Here is a 14,798-nt window from a genome sequence, read left to right on the forward strand (position 1 = left end):
GTGAACTTCGATGAACTCTTCGGGCATCTCGGCCAGCACACCATCGACGGTTTGGCAAAGGGCTCGATCTACGCGCTCGTGGCACTGGGTTACACCCTGGTCTACGGCGTACTCCGGCTGATCAACTTCGCTCACTCCGAGGTCTTCATGGTGGGGACCTTCGCGGTCCTCGGCGTGTGGGGCATGCTCGGTGCGACCGACGGCCCGTCGATCGGCATGTTGTTGCTGCTGCTCGTCGCGGGCCTGCTCGCCGGGGCGCTGGCCTCCGGTGCCACCGCCGTCGCGGTGGAACTGGTGGCCTACCGACGACTCCGCCGGATGAACGCTCCACCGCTGATCTTCCTGATCACCGCGATCGGGCTGTCGCTGGCCATCTCCGAGGCGTTCGGCGTCTGGCAGGGCCGGCTGATCAAAGGCATGCCGAACGTGATCGAGCGGGAGGTCTGGCTGACGATCGGCAACACCCAGATCACCAACACCCAGGTGATCACGATCGGCGCCGCGTTGCTGATGATGGCCGCGCTGGACCAGTTCATCAACCGGACGCGGTACGGTCGGGGCGTGCGCGCGGTCGCACAGAACCCGGACACCGCCGCGCTGATGGGCGTGAACAAGGACCGCGTGATCCTGCTGATCTTCCTCCTCGGCGGACTGCTGGCCGGCGCCGCGGCGCTGCTCTACAACATCCGGTACGGCAACACCCGGTTCAACGTCGGTTTCCTGCTCGGGCTCAAGGCGTTCACCGCGGCTGTGCTCGGCGGTATCGGCAACCTGCGGGGCGCCCTGCTCGGTGGATTGCTGCTCGGCATCGTCGAGGTCTACGCGGCGACCCTCACCTCGTCGAACTGGGAGGACGTGGCCGCGTTCGTCGTGCTGGTGGTCGTGCTGCTGTTCCGGCCGACCGGCCTGCTGGGAGAGTCGTTGGGGAGGGCACGGGCATGACCGACACCATCCGGAACTTGACCGGTCGGGTGAGCGGGGTGACCGGCGGGATCGGCGCGCGGTTCCGCGCGCTGCCGAAGTGGCAGCGGGTGTTGGCCTTCCTCGCCTTCCTCGCCTTCCTCTACTACCTCCCCCTACTCGGCATTCCCGGGCTCATCTGGCTGCGTACCGACTCGATCCCGGGCGGCAACAACTGGGCAGGGGTGCTCTTCACCTGCGCCATCTACGTGTTGATCGCGATCGGCCTGAACGTGGTGGTCGGGCTCGCCGGCCTGCTCGACCTGGGGTACGTCGGCTTCTACGCCATCGGCGCGTACTCCGTGGCGCTCTTCGGCTCGAAGCAGTCGCCGGTGGTGAAGGCGCTGCAGAGCCAGTTCGGGCTCTCCGAGAACTGGTCGGTGGCCTGGGCGATCTGCATCCCGCTGGCCATCGCCCTGACGATGATCTCCGGGGTGATCCTCGGCTGGCCGACGCTGCGGTTGCGCGGCGACTACCTGGCCATCGTCACTCTCGGCTTCGGCGAGATCATCCGTATCGTCGCCCGGAACGTCGCCTGGACGGGCGGCCCCTCCGGCGTCGCGGGGATCCCGGGACCGCAGGGCGTGCCCTCGCCGGACAACGACATCTTCGGCCTGATCGACATGAAGCCGTGGTACTGGCTGGCCCTCACCGTCGGCATTGTGCTGATCTTCGCGGTGCGGGGACTGGAGCGCAGCCGCGTCGGCCGGGCCTGGCTGGCGATCCGGGAGGACGAGGACGCCGCCGCGGTGATGGGGGTGTACGGCTTCAAGTTCAAGCTCTGGGCCTTCGCCATCGGTGCCGCGCTGGGCGGGATGTCCGGCTTCCTCTTCGCCAGCCGGAATGCCTTCATCGAACCCAACCAGTTCAACGCACTGCTCTCCATCCTGTTCGTCGCGATGGTGGTCGTCGGCGGTGCGGGCAACATGGCCGGGGTGGCGCTCGGCGCCTTCCTGGTGGCGTACCTGCCGGAGCGGTTCCGGGACTTCGCCGAGTACCGGTACCTGGTCTTCGGTGTGGCCCTGGTGCTGATCATGCTGCTCCGGCCGCAGGGTCTGATACCGAGCCGGCGCCGCGCCCGCGAGTTGCAGGATCGGGCGAAGGAGGTGTCCGCGAATGCCTGACGACGAGATCAGGGACGAGATCCAGGCGTTGTCCGAGGACGAGATCAAGGACGAGATCAAAATCGGCGGGGCGATCCCACGCCAGCGGGAGGTACTGGTCGACGTCGACCACCTCACCCTCCGGTTCGGCGGGGTGGTGGCGCTCGACGACGTCAGCTTCCAGATCTACAAGGGTGAGATCATCGGGCTGATCGGACCGAACGGCGCCGGCAAGACCACCTGCTTCAACGCCATGACCGGGGTCTACCGCCCCACTGAGGGCGAGGTGCGGTTCGACGGCACCCGGGTCAGCGGTCGCAAGCCGCACCAGATCAACCGGATGGGCATCGCGCGGACGTTCCAGAACATCCGGCTCTTCCCGGAGATGACCGCGCTGGAGAACGTGATGGTGGGCACCGACTCACAGCACTTCACCAGCGTGCCGGGGGCGTTGTTCCGGCTCTACCGGGTCCGGCCGAAGCCGGAGGAGCTGCCGGTGGTGGACTCCGAGGTTCCGCTCTACCGGGCCTGGCAGCAGGTCCGGCTCACCTGTGCCAAGATCTTCGGCATCTCCCGGCACACCCTGGAGGAGCGGGCCGGTGAGCGTAAGGCGCTGGCACTGCTCCGGTTCGTCGGCATCGGGGACCGGGCCAACGAACTGGCCCGCAACCTGCCGTACGGCTACCAGCGGCGGTTGGAGATCGCCCGGGCGCTGGCCACCGAGCCGAAGCTGCTCTGCCTGGACGAGCCGGCCGCCGGCTTCAACCCGGCGGAGAAGGAGGAGCTGCTCCAGCTCATCCGGCGCATCCGCGACCTCGGCTACACCGTGCTGCTCATCGAGCACGACATGCGGCTGGTGATGGGTGTCACCGACCGGATCGTGGTGCTGGAGTTCGGCAAGAAGATCGCCGAGGGGCTTCCCGCCGAGGTGCGGGAGAACCCGAAGGTGATCGCGGCCTACCTGGGGGTGCCGGCAGATGCTGCTTGAGATCGAGGACCTGACCCTGCTGTACGGCCGGATCGAGGCCCTGCACGGCATCAGTCTGCACGTGGACGAGGGCGAGATCGTGGCCCTGATCGGCGCCAACGGCGCCGGCAAGACCACCACGATGCGGGCCATCTCCGGGCTGCGGCCGGTGGCCCGGGGCCGGATCCGGTTCGCCGGTGAGGACATCACCAACCTCCGTGCCGACCTGCGGGTGGGTCGGGGCATCTGCCAGTCGCCGGAGGGCCGGGGCATCTTCCCCGGCATGACGGTGCTGGAGAACCTCGACATGGGGGCGTACACCCGGCGGGACAGCGCGGGGATCGCCGCCGACCTGGAGCGGGTCTTCGGGCTCTTTCCCCGGCTGGCCGAACGGCGCAAGCAGGCCGGCGGCACGCTCTCCGGCGGTGAGCAGCAGATGCTGGCGGTGGGGCGGGCGCTGATGAGCCGGCCCAAGCTGCTGCTGCTGGACGAGCCGTCCATGGGTCTGGCCCCGATGGTGATCCAGCAGATCTTCGAGATCATCACGGAGATCAACCAGCAGGGCACCACGGTCCTGCTGGTGGAGCAGAACGCCCAGCAGGCGCTCTCCCGGGCACACCGGGGTTACGTGCTGGAGACCGGCCGGATCGTCAAGGAGGGCAGCGGCCAGGAACTCCTGCACGACCCGTCGGTCAAGGAGGCATATCTCGGGGTCGCCTGATCCCGTACCCGACAGGCCCCGGTCCGGTTCTCCGGACCGGGGCCTGCGGCGTCCGCCGGGGGTACCCGCAGGCCCGCCGGGCGGCCCGGCGGTGGATGCGGTGTCGGGGGTTCGGACTAGAGTCGCCTATCGTGACAGCCTCCACGCCGCGCCTGCTGCTGCTCGACGGTCATTCGCTCGCATACCGGGCGTTCTTCGCCCTGCCGGTGGAGAACTTCTCCACCACGACCGGGCAGCCGACCAACGCGGTCTACGGCTTCACCTCGATGCTGATCAACGTGCTCCGCGACGAGCGCCCCACGCACATCGTGGTGGCCTTCGACGTCTCCCGGCGGTCGTTCCGGACCGAGCGCTACGCCGAATACAAGGCCGGCCGCTCCGAGACGCCGGGCGAGTTCGCCGGCCAGGTCAGCCTGGTCAAGGAGGTGCTGGCCGCGCTACGGGTGCCGACGGTGGAGAAGCCGGGCTACGAGGCCGACGACGTGCTCGCCACCCTCGCCTGCCAGGGCCGGGACGCCGGCATGGAGGTGCTGATCTGCACCGGCGACCGGGACGCGTTCCAACTCATCGACGACCGGACCACCGTGCTCTACCCCCGCAAGGGCGTCTCCGACCTGGCCCGGATGGACCGGGCGGCGGTCACCGAGCGCTACGGTGTCGGCCCGGAGCAATACCGCGACCTCGCCGCGCTGGTCGGCGAGACCAGCGACAACCTCCCCGGCGTGCCGGGGGTGGGCCCGAAGACGGCCGCGAAGTGGATCCTCCAGTACGGCGGCGTCGAGGGCGTGGTCGCCCGGGCCGACGAGATCAAGGGCAAGGCCGGCGACAACCTGCGCGAACGGCTCGCCGACGTGATCCGGAACTACGAGATCAACTGTCTGGTCTCCGACCTGGAGCTGCCGCTGCGCGCCGAGGAGACCCGCTGGCAGGGCTGGGACCGGGAGGCGGTGCACCAGGTCTTCGACACCCTGGAGTTCCGCATCCTGCGGGACCGGCTCTACCAATACCTGGACGCCGTGGAGCCCGAGGCCGAGTCCGGGTTCGACCTCTCCGGCAGGGTCCTGCCGACCGGTGAGGTGGCCGGCTGGCTCGCCGAGCACGTGCGGCCCGGCACCCCGGTCGGGGTCGCCGTCGCCGGCTCGTTCGGCCGGGGCACCGGCGCGCTGACCGGCGTCGCGCTGGCCACCGCGACCGGGGTGGCCGGCTGGTTCGACCCGGCCGGCCTGGCCCCGGCCGACGAGGCGGCGGTGGCCGACTGGCTCGCCGACCCGGAACGCCCCAAGGTGCTGCACGACAGCAAGCCGGCGCGGCTCGCCTTCGCCGCGCACGGCTGGACGCTGCGCGGGGTGGCCCGGGACACCGCGCTCGCCGCCTATCTGGCCCGCCCCGACCAGCGCTCCTACGACCTGACCGACCTCGCCCTGCGCTACCTGCACCGGGAGCTGAAGGTCGACGCGCCGGAGACCGGCCAGCTCGCCTTCGACGGCCTCGGCAACGACGGCGAGGTCGAGCAGAACCTGATGCTCCGGGCCCGGGCCACCCTGGATCTGGCCGACGCGATCGGCGCCGAACTGTCCCGGGACGGCGAGCAGTCCGCCCGCCTCCTCGACGAGGTGGAGCAGCCGCTGATCGAGGTGCTCGCCGCGATGGAGCGGACCGGCATCGCCGCCGACACCGACTACCTCTCGGAGCTGGAGGCGCACTTCGCCGGTGAGGTCAAGGCGGTGGCCCAGGCGGCGTACGGGGTGATCGGGCGGGAGTTCAACCTCGGCTCGCCCAAGCAGTTGCAGGAGATCCTCTTCACCGAGCTCGGCCTGCCCAAGACCAAGAAGATCAAGACCGGTTACACCACCGACGCCGACGCCCTTCAGTGGCTCTACGCGCAGCAGCCGCACCCGCTGCTGGAGCACCTGCTCCGGCACCGCGACGTGGCCCGGCTCAAGTCCACCGTCGACGGCCTGCTCAAGTCGGTCTCCGACGACGGCCGGATCCACACCACCTTCCACCAGACGGTGGCGGCGACCGGCCGGCTCTCCTCCACCGACCCCAACCTGCAGAACATCCCGATCCGCACCGAGGAGGGCCGGCGGATCCGCCGGGCCTTCGTGGTCGGGCCGGGCTACGACTGCCTGCTCACCGCCGACTACAGCCAGATCGAAATGCGGATCATGGCGCACCTCTCCTGCGACGCCGCGCTGATCGAGGCGTTCAACTCCGGCGCCGACTTCCACGCCGCGACCGCCTCCTCGGTCTTCGGGGTGTCGGTGGCCGAGGTGACGCCGGACCAGCGGCGCAAGATCAAGGCAATGAACTACGGACTGGCGTACGGGCTGAGCGCGTTCGGCCTCGGCCAGCAGCTCGGGATCGCCGCCGACGAGGCCCGCGCGCTGATGGAGGAATACTTCAGCCGCTTCGGCGGGGTCCGGGACTACCTCCAGACGGTGGTGAAGAAGGCGGTCAAGGACGGCTACACCGAGACCATCCTCGGCCGTCGGCGCTACCTGCCCGACCTGGTCAGCGACAACCGGCAGCGCCGGGACATGGCCGAGCGGATGGCGCTCAACGCCCCGATCCAGGGTTCGGCGGCCGACATCATCAAGGTGGCGATGCTGCACGTCGACACCGCGCTGCGCGATTCCGGACTGCGCTCCCGGATGCTGCTCCAGGTGCACGACGAACTCGTCTTCGAGGTGGCACCCGGCGAGCGGGCCGACCTTGAGGCGCTGGTCCGGCGCGAGATGGGCGGCGCCTATCCGCTGGCCGTACCGCTGGAGGTCTCGGTCGGCGTCGGTTCGGACTGGAACAGCGCCGACCACTGACCGCCTCGGCCGGCCGGCGTCAGCGGCGCCGGTTCCGGTCCGAGGTGCGCTCCGTCTCCCGGTGCCGTTGCAGCGCCTTCCGGGACGGTCCGCCCACCGCCGGCAGCGGCGCCTTCAGCGGATCGTGGCCCCAGTTCATCAGGGAGTACCGCCACTTCGTGTTCCGGACGTCCCCGGCCGGGCGCTGCGCCATGTGCCGCCGTACGTAGCCGACGACCTTGCGCATGTGCGCGAAGTCGCGGTCGGTGAACTGGTTGGCCCGCTTGCGCAGCAGGTCGATGATGCGCCGGCCGGACTCGTGCCCGACCGACTCGCCGCCGCCGCTGCCGCGCCTGCGCCAACCCACCGCCTTTGAGTCGTCGGTGGCCAGCCACTTGCCCAGCTCGCCCGGGTTCATGTTCACCGCGTCCCGGAACTCCCGGACGGTGTCCCGGCCGTCCTCGTCCCGGCTACTCATCGAACAACGCCTCCGGCTTGTGCACCGCGTCCCGTCCCTCGTCGGTGCGAACCCGGTACTGCGGGTTCTCCTTCGACGCGGCGACGGTGCGCTTCCCGGCGTACGTCCGTTCGGTGATCTCCTCCTGGACGGTGCCGTGCGCACTGGAGCCGTGGCTGCGCCAACTCACCCGGTCGCCCTTGTGCAGCTTCCTTCGCTCTGGCATACCGGGGTCTACCCGGCGGCTCGGAGCGGTAACCGGGGCGCTTCCGGGAACGGGAATGGGACTTACGGGGTGATGTCGCCGATCGGCAGCTTGATCGGGAACGGCTGGGTCAGTTCCAGCACCTCGTCGGCCTCGGCGAGCAGTTCGTACTCCCGGTTGCCGCTGCGTCCGGGCCGGTCGGCCAGCCGGTAGGCGTACACCCGGACCGGGTCCTGCTCCACCCGCCAGTAGGTGGCGATGCCGGCGGCGGCGTACTCGGCCGGCTTGCTGAACCGGTCGGTTCGGCGGGTGCCGGGGGAGACGATCTCGACGGCGAGCAGCACCTCGTGCGGCAGCAGGAAGTGCCGGTCCGCCGTGACCTCGGCCCGGTGGACCAGGACGTCCGGTTCCCGGGTGAAGTCCGGACTCAACGCGACCCCGACCGCCTGGGTCACCCGCAGGTGCTCGGGTGCATGCTGGCCCAGCCACCGGCGCAGCAGGTAGGAGATGTTCTGATGGCCCAGGGTGGGGGAGGGGACCATGCGGATGACTCCGTCGACGAGTTCGACCCGGGGGGCGTCCGGCGGCAGGTGCAGCAGGTCTTCCAGCCGGTAGCCGGCCTGGCGCTGCCGGACCGGGTCCGGCTGCCAGGGGCCGGGCATCTCGGCGACCGGCTCAGCGCTCATCGGCCCAGCATACGGAGCCGGCCCGACGTCAGGCGGCCGTGCCGACGGGTTTGTCGCAGACGAAGATGGCGGTGCCGGGGAAGAGCCGGCCGCGCAGTGGGCTCCACTGCCCCCAGACCTGCTCGTGGCCGGCCGGCCACTCCGGCTCCACCACGTCCCGCAGGACGAAGCCGGCGTCGACGATCTCGCGTACCCGGTCGCCGAGGGTGCGGTGCTGCTCGACGTAGGTAGGCGTGCCGTCGGCGTCCTGCTCGACGTACGGCCGGCGGTCGAAGTAGGAGTGCGTGGCGACCAGTCCACCCTCGCCCGGGTCGTCGAGGAAGATCCACCGCATCGGGTGGGTGACCGAGAACACCCACCGGCCGCCCGGGCGGAGCACCCGGTACACCTCGCGGAGCGCCGCCGCCGAGTCGGCCACGAACGGGATCGCGCCGAACGCCGTACAGACGATGTCGAAGCTGGCCGCCCGGAACGGCAGTGCCAGGGCGTCGGCCTGGACCAGCGGCACGCGTACCCCCGAGGTGGCGGCCCCGAGCGCGGCGTGCCGCAGCATGCCGGCGGAGAGGTCGAGCCCGACCGGCCGGGCACCCTCGGCGGCGAGCCAGCGGGCCGCCGAGGCCGCGCCACAGCCGAGTTCGAGCACCCGCCGGCCGGTCAGCTCGCCGAGCAGCCGGGCGTCGGCCTCGCGCAGCCCCTCCGGGCACCAGACGAAGTCCACCTGGCCCAGGAACGCGCCGTGTTCGGCCTGGTAGTCGTCGGCGTCCGCGTCCCACCAGCGGCGGTTGGCCCACCGGCTCTCGCCGTCGCTGACCGGGCGGCGGAGCACTCCGGGCAGGTCGTCCTCGGGCAGCTCGGCCAGGGTGTTCTCGGGCACCCCGCAACGCTAGTGCCCCGGACGGGCGCGGGCACCCGTCGGGCCGGCGGCCACGCCGGGCCAACCCGCGCGCCGCGCGGTCGGTCGCCGTTTGCCGGTACCGGTGCGGGGTAGGGTGCGGTCACGGCCCCCGGCGACCTCTTCCCGAGCAGTGGACAGCGGATCTCATCACGTGCGGGGAGGGCTTGCATGCTGTGGTAATGCGCACGGTAAGCTGTTCGATGCGCTCGCGGATCGTGTGCCTCGGCAGGGAGCAGGTCCGCGGTCGTCGGATAATCCCAGCGGTCGGAGGCAGCGATCGCCCGGTGCACCTGACGACGGATCCGCGGAGCGTAAAGGGTCACCGCGACACAAACCTGCTGTGACATCCATCCGACCGGAGCAACCGCCCACATGACGAGCAGCATCGAGGCCCCCTCGAGCGCCACCAAGGTCACCGTCGACGACCTCGGTTCCGAGGAAGCTTTCCTCGCCGCGATCGACGAGACCATCAAGTACTTCAACGACGGCGACATTGTCGAAGGCACCGTCGTCAAGGTCGATCGGGACGAGGTCCTGCTCGACATCGGCTACAAGACCGAGGGCGTCATCCCCTCGCGCGAGTTGTCGATCAAGCACGACGTCGACCCCGCCGAGGTGGTGTCGGTCGGTGATCACATCGAGGCCCTCGTCCTCCAGAAGGAGGACAAGGAGGGGCGGCTGATCCTCTCGAAGAAGCGGGCCCAGTACGAGCGCGCCTGGGGCACCATCGAGAAGATCAAGGACGAGGACGGCGTCGTCCGCGGCTCCGTCATCGAGGTGGTCAAGGGCGGCCTCATCCTCGACATCGGGCTGCGCGGCTTCCTGCCCGCGTCCCTGGTCGAGATGCGTCGGGTGCGGGACCTCCAGCCGTACGTCGGCCGGGAGCTCGAAGCCAAGATCATCGAGCTGGACAAGAACCGCAACAACGTGGTGCTGTCCCGCCGGGCCTGGCTCGAGCAGACCCAGTCCGAGGTGCGCACCGAGTTCCTCAACAAGCTCCAGAAGGGCCAGGTCCGCAAGGGCGTCGTCTCCTCGATCGTCAACTTCGGCGCCTTCGTCGACCTTGGCGGCGTGGACGGCCTGGTGCACGTCTCCGAACTCTCCTGGAAGCACATCGACCACCCGTCCGAGGTTGTCGAGGTCGGCCAGGAGGTCGAGGTCGAGGTGCTGGACGTCGACCTCGACCGCGAGCGGGTCTCGCTGTCGCTGAAGGCGACCCAGGAGGACCCGTGGCGCCAGTTCGCCCGTACCCACGCGATCCAGCAGATCGTGCCGGGTAAGGTCACCAAGCTGGTGCCGTTCGGTGCGTTCGTCCGGGTCGACGACGGCATCGAGGGCCTGGTGCACATCTCCGAGCTGGCCGAGCGCCACGTGGAGATCCCGGAGCAGGTCGTCCAGGTCGGCTCGGACGTCATGGTCAAGGTCATCGACATCGACCTGGAGCGGCGGCGGATCTCGCTCTCGCTCAAGCAGGCCAACGAGGGCTTCGTCGAGGGCGAGGAGCACTTCGACCCGACCCTCTACGGCATGACCGCGACCTACGACAACGAGGGCAACTACATCTACCCGGAGGGCTTCGACCCGGAGACCGGGGAGTGGCTCGAGGGCTTCGACAAGCAGCGGGAGGCCTGGGAGCAGCAGTACGCCGAGGCTCGCAACCGCTGGGAGGCGCACACCAAGCAGGTGCAGAACTCCCGGGCGGCCGACGCCGAGGCCGCGGCCAACCCGGCCGCCGCGACCGGTGGCACCGGCGGTGGCGGCGGTGGCGGCGGCGCCACCTCGTCCAGCAGCACCACTCCGGCCCGCCAGGCGGAGGAGCCGGCCGGCACGCTGGCCACCGACGAGGCGCTCGCCGCACTGCGGGAGAAGCTCGCCGGCGGCAAGTAGCCGACGCGGGGTAACACGCGGCGGAGGCCCGCTTCCAGGACCGGCTCGACCGGTCCGGGAAGCGGGCCTTCCCCTTTGCCCCTGCTACTTCTTCGCCCTTCTCCCCGGCCTCTCCGGCCGGCACTGCGGCAGCGGGCGCGCCCGGCGGGTCCGGGCCGGCGCGGGGCCCTGTGTCGCCACCGGCTCCGGCGGCACGGACGGGTCGCGGAACCCCGAAGATCTTGGCTGGTGGGCGCCGATCGGGTTGACTGGACCGGTGCTGAAGGTCGGACTCACCGGTGGAATCGGGTCGGGCAAGAGCGTCGTCGCGGCCCGGCTGGCCCGCCTCGGGGCGGTGGTGGTCGACTCCGACCGGATCGCCCGGGAGGTGGTCGAACCCGGTACCGACGGGCTGCGGGAGGTGGTGGCCGCGTTCGGCGCCCGGGTCCGTGCCGAGGACGGCACCCTGGACCGGGCCGCGCTCGGCGAGATCGTCTTCGCCGACCCGTCGGCGCGGGCCAGGCTGGAGGCGATCATCCATCCCCGGGTACGCCGACGCAGCGCCGAACTCGTGCACGGGGCGGCTCCGGACGCGATCGTGGTCAACGACGTACCGCTGCTGGTCGAGGTGGGGCTCGCCCCGACGTACCACCTGGTGCTGGTGGTGCGGGCCGCCGAGGCGACCCGGGTGCAGCGGCTGGTCCGGGACCGTGGCATGACCGTCGAGCAGGCGGCGCAGCGGATCCGCGCCCAGGCCGGGGACGAGCGGCGGGCCGCTGCCGCCGACGTACTGCTGGACAACGACGGTGAGCTGACCGAGCTGCACGCCGCGCTGGACGCGCTGTGGCGGGACCGGCTGACGCCGTACGAGCAGAACGTCAGGCAGCACCGGCCGGTACGGGCGACCGAGGCGCGACTGGTCGAGCCGGACCCGGGCTGGCCGGCCCAGTACCGGCGGCTGGCCGCCCGGATCCGGCACGCCGTCGCCCCGGCCGAGGTACGCGTCGACCACATCGGCTCGACCTCCGTGCCCGGGCTGGCCGCCAAGGACGTCGTCGACCTCCAGCTCGGGGTGACCTCGCTGGCCGAGGCGGACGCGCTGGCCGACCGGCTCGCCGAGGCCGGCTTCCCACGCTGTCCCGGCCAGTGGTGGGACAACCCGCGCCACCCCGGCGACACCTCCCGGTGGGAGAAGCGGCTGCACGGCGGCGCGGACCCGGGCCGGCCGGTCAACCTGCACGTCCGGGAGATCGGCTCGCCGGGCTGGCGGTTCGCCCTGTTGATGCGCGACCACCTGCGGGCCGATGCCGAGCGCCGGGCCGACTATCTGGCGGTGAAACGGCGGCTGGCGGCGGCCGGCCCGGACCTCGACGCCTACGCCGAGGCGAAGGAGCCGTGGTTCGACCGGGAGCACCGGTACGCCGAGGAGTGGGCGGCGGCCGTCGGCTGGCAACCGGGGCCGCCCGAGGAGGAATCGTGAACGGCGCCGGAGCCGGCGGACGGCCGCGACCCGGGCGACGCGCCGACCTGGGCAAGGTGCCGACCCGGGCGAGGTGCCGCAGAGGCGAAGGAGCCCGCAGCGGTGAAGGGGTCCGCAGCGGTGAAGGGGTCCGCAGCGGTGAAGGGGTCCGCAGCGGTGAAGGGTCCGCAGAGGCGAAGGGGCCCGCAGCGGTGAAGGGGCCCGCAGGGGCGAGGCGCCGCAGAACAACGCAGTGCGGCGGACAGCGGCCGGGGAGGGACGTAAAGGGCGCTCGCGGCGGCCGGTCTGCGCTCTGCGCGACCGCATCGGTGCGCTCGCCGGCCTGAGCCGGGGCTGCAACTCCTGCGCCGGATGCGACGCAGCCGGTGTGGCGGCTGTTGTCGCAGACCCGGTCGGCCGCCGCGAGCGGCCTACCCTAGAACGGTAGCGCGGTGATCTTACACACACAATGACGATATCGAAGCCGATCGTGTACCCACCGTGGCCCGGCGGCTTGTCACACCGTCGGCGTACGGTTGAGGTCATGGCGCTCGACATTCCGCGGCTCGACGGCCGCTTCCAGGTGATCTCCGAGTTCCAGCCCTCGGGTGACCAGCCGACCGCCATCGACGACCTGGAGCGCAGGGTCCGTCGCGGCGACCGGCACAGTGTGCTGCTCGGCGCCACCGGCACCGGCAAGAGCGCGACCGCGGCGTGGCTGATCGAGCGGTTGCAGCGCCCCACCCTGGTGCTGGCGCCGAACAAGACCCTCTGCGCCCAGCTCGCCAAGGAGTTCAGCGAGCTGCTGCCGAACAACGCCGTCGAATACTTCGTCTCCTACTACGACTACTACCAGCCCGAGGCGTACATTCCGCAGACCGACACCTACATCGAGAAGGACTCCTCGATCAACGAGGAGGTCGAGCGGCTTCGGCACGCGACCACGATGTCCCTGCTGACCCGCCGGGACGTGGTGGTGGTCGCCACCGTCTCGGCGATCTACGGTCTGGGCACCCCGCAGGAATACCTGGACCGGTCGGTGCGGATCCGGGTCGGCCAGGAGGTCGAGCGGGACAAGCTGCTCCGCCGGCTGGTCGACGTGCAGTACACCCGCAACGACATGGCCTTCAACCGGGGCACCTTCCGGGTCCGGGGCGACACGCTGGAGATCATCCCGGCGTACGAGGAGCTGGCGCTCCGGATCGAGTTCTTCGGCGACGAGGTGGAGAAGCTCTACTACCTGCACCCGCTGACCGGCGAGGTGGTCCGGGAGGTCGACCATCTGCTGATCTTCCCGGCCACCCACTACACCGCCGGCCCGGAGCGGATGGAGCGGGCGCTCGCCGGCATCGAGGCCGAGTTGGCCGAGCGGCTGGCCGAGCTGGAGCGGCAGGGCAAGCTGCTGGAGGCGCAGCGGCTGCGGATGCGCACCACCTACGACGTGGAGATGATGCGCCAGGTCGGCTTCTGCTCCGGCATCGAGAACTACTCGATGCACATCGACGGCCGGTCGCCGGGGAGCGCACCGCACTGTCTGCTCGACTACTTCCCCGACGACTTCCTGACCGTGGTCGACGAGTCGCACGTCACCATCCCGCAGATCGGTGGCATGTACGAGGGCGACGCCTCCCGGAAGCGGATGCTGATCGACCACGGTTTCCGGCTGCCCAGCGCCGCCGACAACCGGCCGCTGCGCTTCGACGAGTTCCTGGACCGGGTCGGCCAGATGGTCTTCCTCTCCGCCACCCCCGGCCCGTGGGAGCTGGAGCAGGCCCAGGGCGAGGTGGTCGAGCAGGTGATCCGGCCGACCGGCCTGGTCGACCCCGAGGTGGTGGTGAAGCCCACCAAGGGGCAGATCGACGACCTGATGCACGAGATCAAGCTGCGCACCGAGCGGGACGAGCGGGTCCTGGTCACCACGTTGACCAAGAAGATGGCGGAGGATCTCTCCGACTATCTGCTGGAGCACGGCATCCGGGTCCGCTACCTGCACTCGGAGGTCGACACGCTGCGCCGGGTGGAGCTGCTGCGCGAGCTGCGCAAGGGCGACTACGACGTACTGGTCGGGATCAACCTGCTCCGGGAGGGGCTGGACCTGCCCGAGGTGTCGCTGGTGGCGATCCTCGACGCCGACAAGGAGGGCTTCCTGCGCAGCGGCCGGTCGCTGATCCAGACCATCGGCCGGGCCGCCCGAAACGTCTCCGGCCAGGTGCACATGTACGCGGACAAGATGACCCCGTCGATGGCCGAGGCGATCGAGGAGACGAACCGGCGCCGGGCCAAGCAGGTCGCGCACAACGAGGCGAACGGGATCAGCCCGGAACCGCTGCGCAAGAAGATCCACGACATCCTGGACGACATCTACCGGGAGGCCGAGGACACCGAGGGGGCGACCACCCGGGTCGGCGGCGCGGTGCGGCAGATGTCCCGGGGCAAGGCGCCGACGCCGGAGACCCGCAGCCGGGGCCGGGTCGGTGCCGCACCGGCCCGGGAGGGGATGGCCCGGGCCGAGCTGGCCCAGCTCATCCAGGAACTCAACGACCAGATGCTGGCCGCCGCCCGGGAGTTGCAGTTCGAGCTCGCCGCCCGGATTCGCGACGAGGTGGCCGAGCTGAAGAAGGAGCTGCGCGGGATGGACGCGGCCGGGGTCAACTGACCACCGGCCGCGTGGCCGGCGGCGG

Annotated in this window: 12 protein-coding genes; 8 read left to right on the forward strand and 4 right to left on the reverse strand. The window is 70.6% G+C overall.

The features are described 5' to 3' along the window. The 5 genes from C6361_RS24195 (at position 1) to polA (ending at position 6,570) form a co-directional block, all read left to right on the forward strand. Positions 1 to 942, forward strand: a complete 942-nt coding sequence (locus C6361_RS24195; protein ID WP_107269114.1) for a branched-chain amino acid ABC transporter permease — start codon at positions 1 to 3, stop codon at positions 940 to 942. Then, the gene (locus C6361_RS24200) at positions 939 to 2,084 is read left to right on the forward strand and encodes a branched-chain amino acid ABC transporter permease (protein WP_107269115.1); all 1,146 of its coding nucleotides are present in this window, start codon (positions 939 to 941) and stop codon (positions 2,082 to 2,084) included. Before C6361_RS24195 ends, C6361_RS24200 begins: the two co-directional genes overlap by 4 nt. Beyond that, on the forward strand, positions 2,077 to 3,051 hold the full coding sequence (locus tag C6361_RS24205) for an ABC transporter ATP-binding protein (protein WP_107269116.1): 975 nt from the start codon (positions 2,077 to 2,079) through the stop codon (positions 3,049 to 3,051). Before C6361_RS24200 ends, C6361_RS24205 begins: the two co-directional genes overlap by 8 nt. Then, positions 3,041 to 3,751, forward strand: coding sequence for an ABC transporter ATP-binding protein (locus C6361_RS24210; RefSeq protein WP_107263447.1), 711 nt, complete (start codon positions 3,041 to 3,043; stop codon positions 3,749 to 3,751). Before C6361_RS24205 ends, C6361_RS24210 begins: the two co-directional genes overlap by 11 nt. A gap of 131 nt (positions 3,752 to 3,882) precedes the next feature. Next, positions 3,883 to 6,570, forward strand: coding sequence for a DNA polymerase I (polA, locus tag C6361_RS24215; RefSeq protein WP_107269117.1), 2,688 nt, complete (start codon positions 3,883 to 3,885; stop codon positions 6,568 to 6,570). A 19-nt stretch (positions 6,571 to 6,589) separates the two neighbouring features. Here polA and C6361_RS24220 read toward each other — a convergent pair whose 3' ends face one another. The 4 genes from C6361_RS24220 to C6361_RS24235 all read right to left on the reverse strand — a co-directional run bounded on the left by C6361_RS24220 (position 6,590) and on the right by C6361_RS24235 (position 8,771). Beyond that, complete coding sequence (locus tag C6361_RS24220; RefSeq protein ID WP_107269118.1) at positions 6,590 to 7,027, reverse strand: DUF3140 domain-containing protein; 438 nt, start codon at positions 7,025 to 7,027, stop codon at positions 6,590 to 6,592. Further along, a complete protein-coding gene (locus C6361_RS24225) occupies positions 7,020 to 7,232 on the reverse strand; it encodes a DUF2945 domain-containing protein (RefSeq protein WP_107263450.1) in 213 nt (70 codons plus the stop codon). The genes C6361_RS24220 and C6361_RS24225 overlap by 8 nt, the downstream gene beginning before the upstream one ends. 62 nt (positions 7,233 to 7,294) lie before the next feature. Next, on the reverse strand, positions 7,295 to 7,897 hold the full coding sequence (locus tag C6361_RS24230; protein WP_107269119.1) for a Uma2 family endonuclease: 603 nt from the start codon (positions 7,895 to 7,897) through the stop codon (positions 7,295 to 7,297). Positions 7,898 to 7,925: 28 nt separating this feature from the next. Next, positions 7,926 to 8,771: a class I SAM-dependent methyltransferase gene (locus C6361_RS24235; RefSeq protein ID WP_234358973.1), complete on the reverse strand. Its 846-nt coding sequence runs from the start codon at positions 8,769 to 8,771 to the stop codon at positions 7,926 to 7,928. A gap of 393 nt (positions 8,772 to 9,164) precedes the next feature. On the opposite strand from C6361_RS24235, the gene rpsA reads away from it, so the two are divergent. From rpsA to uvrB, 3 genes are all read left to right on the forward strand, one after another. Continuing rightward, positions 9,165 to 10,679: a 30S ribosomal protein S1 gene (gene rpsA / locus C6361_RS24240; protein WP_107269120.1), complete on the forward strand. Its 1,515-nt coding sequence runs from the start codon at positions 9,165 to 9,167 to the stop codon at positions 10,677 to 10,679. 256 nt (positions 10,680 to 10,935) lie between these two features. Then, complete coding sequence (coaE, locus tag C6361_RS24245) at positions 10,936 to 12,138, forward strand: dephospho-CoA kinase (RefSeq protein WP_107269121.1); 1,203 nt, start codon at positions 10,936 to 10,938, stop codon at positions 12,136 to 12,138. Between the two features lie 523 nt (positions 12,139 to 12,661). After that, positions 12,662 to 14,773 carry an excinuclease ABC subunit UvrB gene (gene uvrB / locus C6361_RS24250; RefSeq protein WP_107263454.1) on the forward strand — a complete coding sequence of 704 codons (2,112 nt, stop codon included), beginning with the start codon at positions 12,662 to 12,664 and terminating at the stop codon, positions 14,771 to 14,773. The last annotated feature ends 25 nt before the right edge of the window (positions 14,774 to 14,798 follow it).

The sequence above is a fragment of the Plantactinospora sp. BC1 genome, assembly GCF_003030345.1.
Lineage (GTDB): Bacteria > Actinomycetota > Actinomycetes > Mycobacteriales > Micromonosporaceae > Plantactinospora.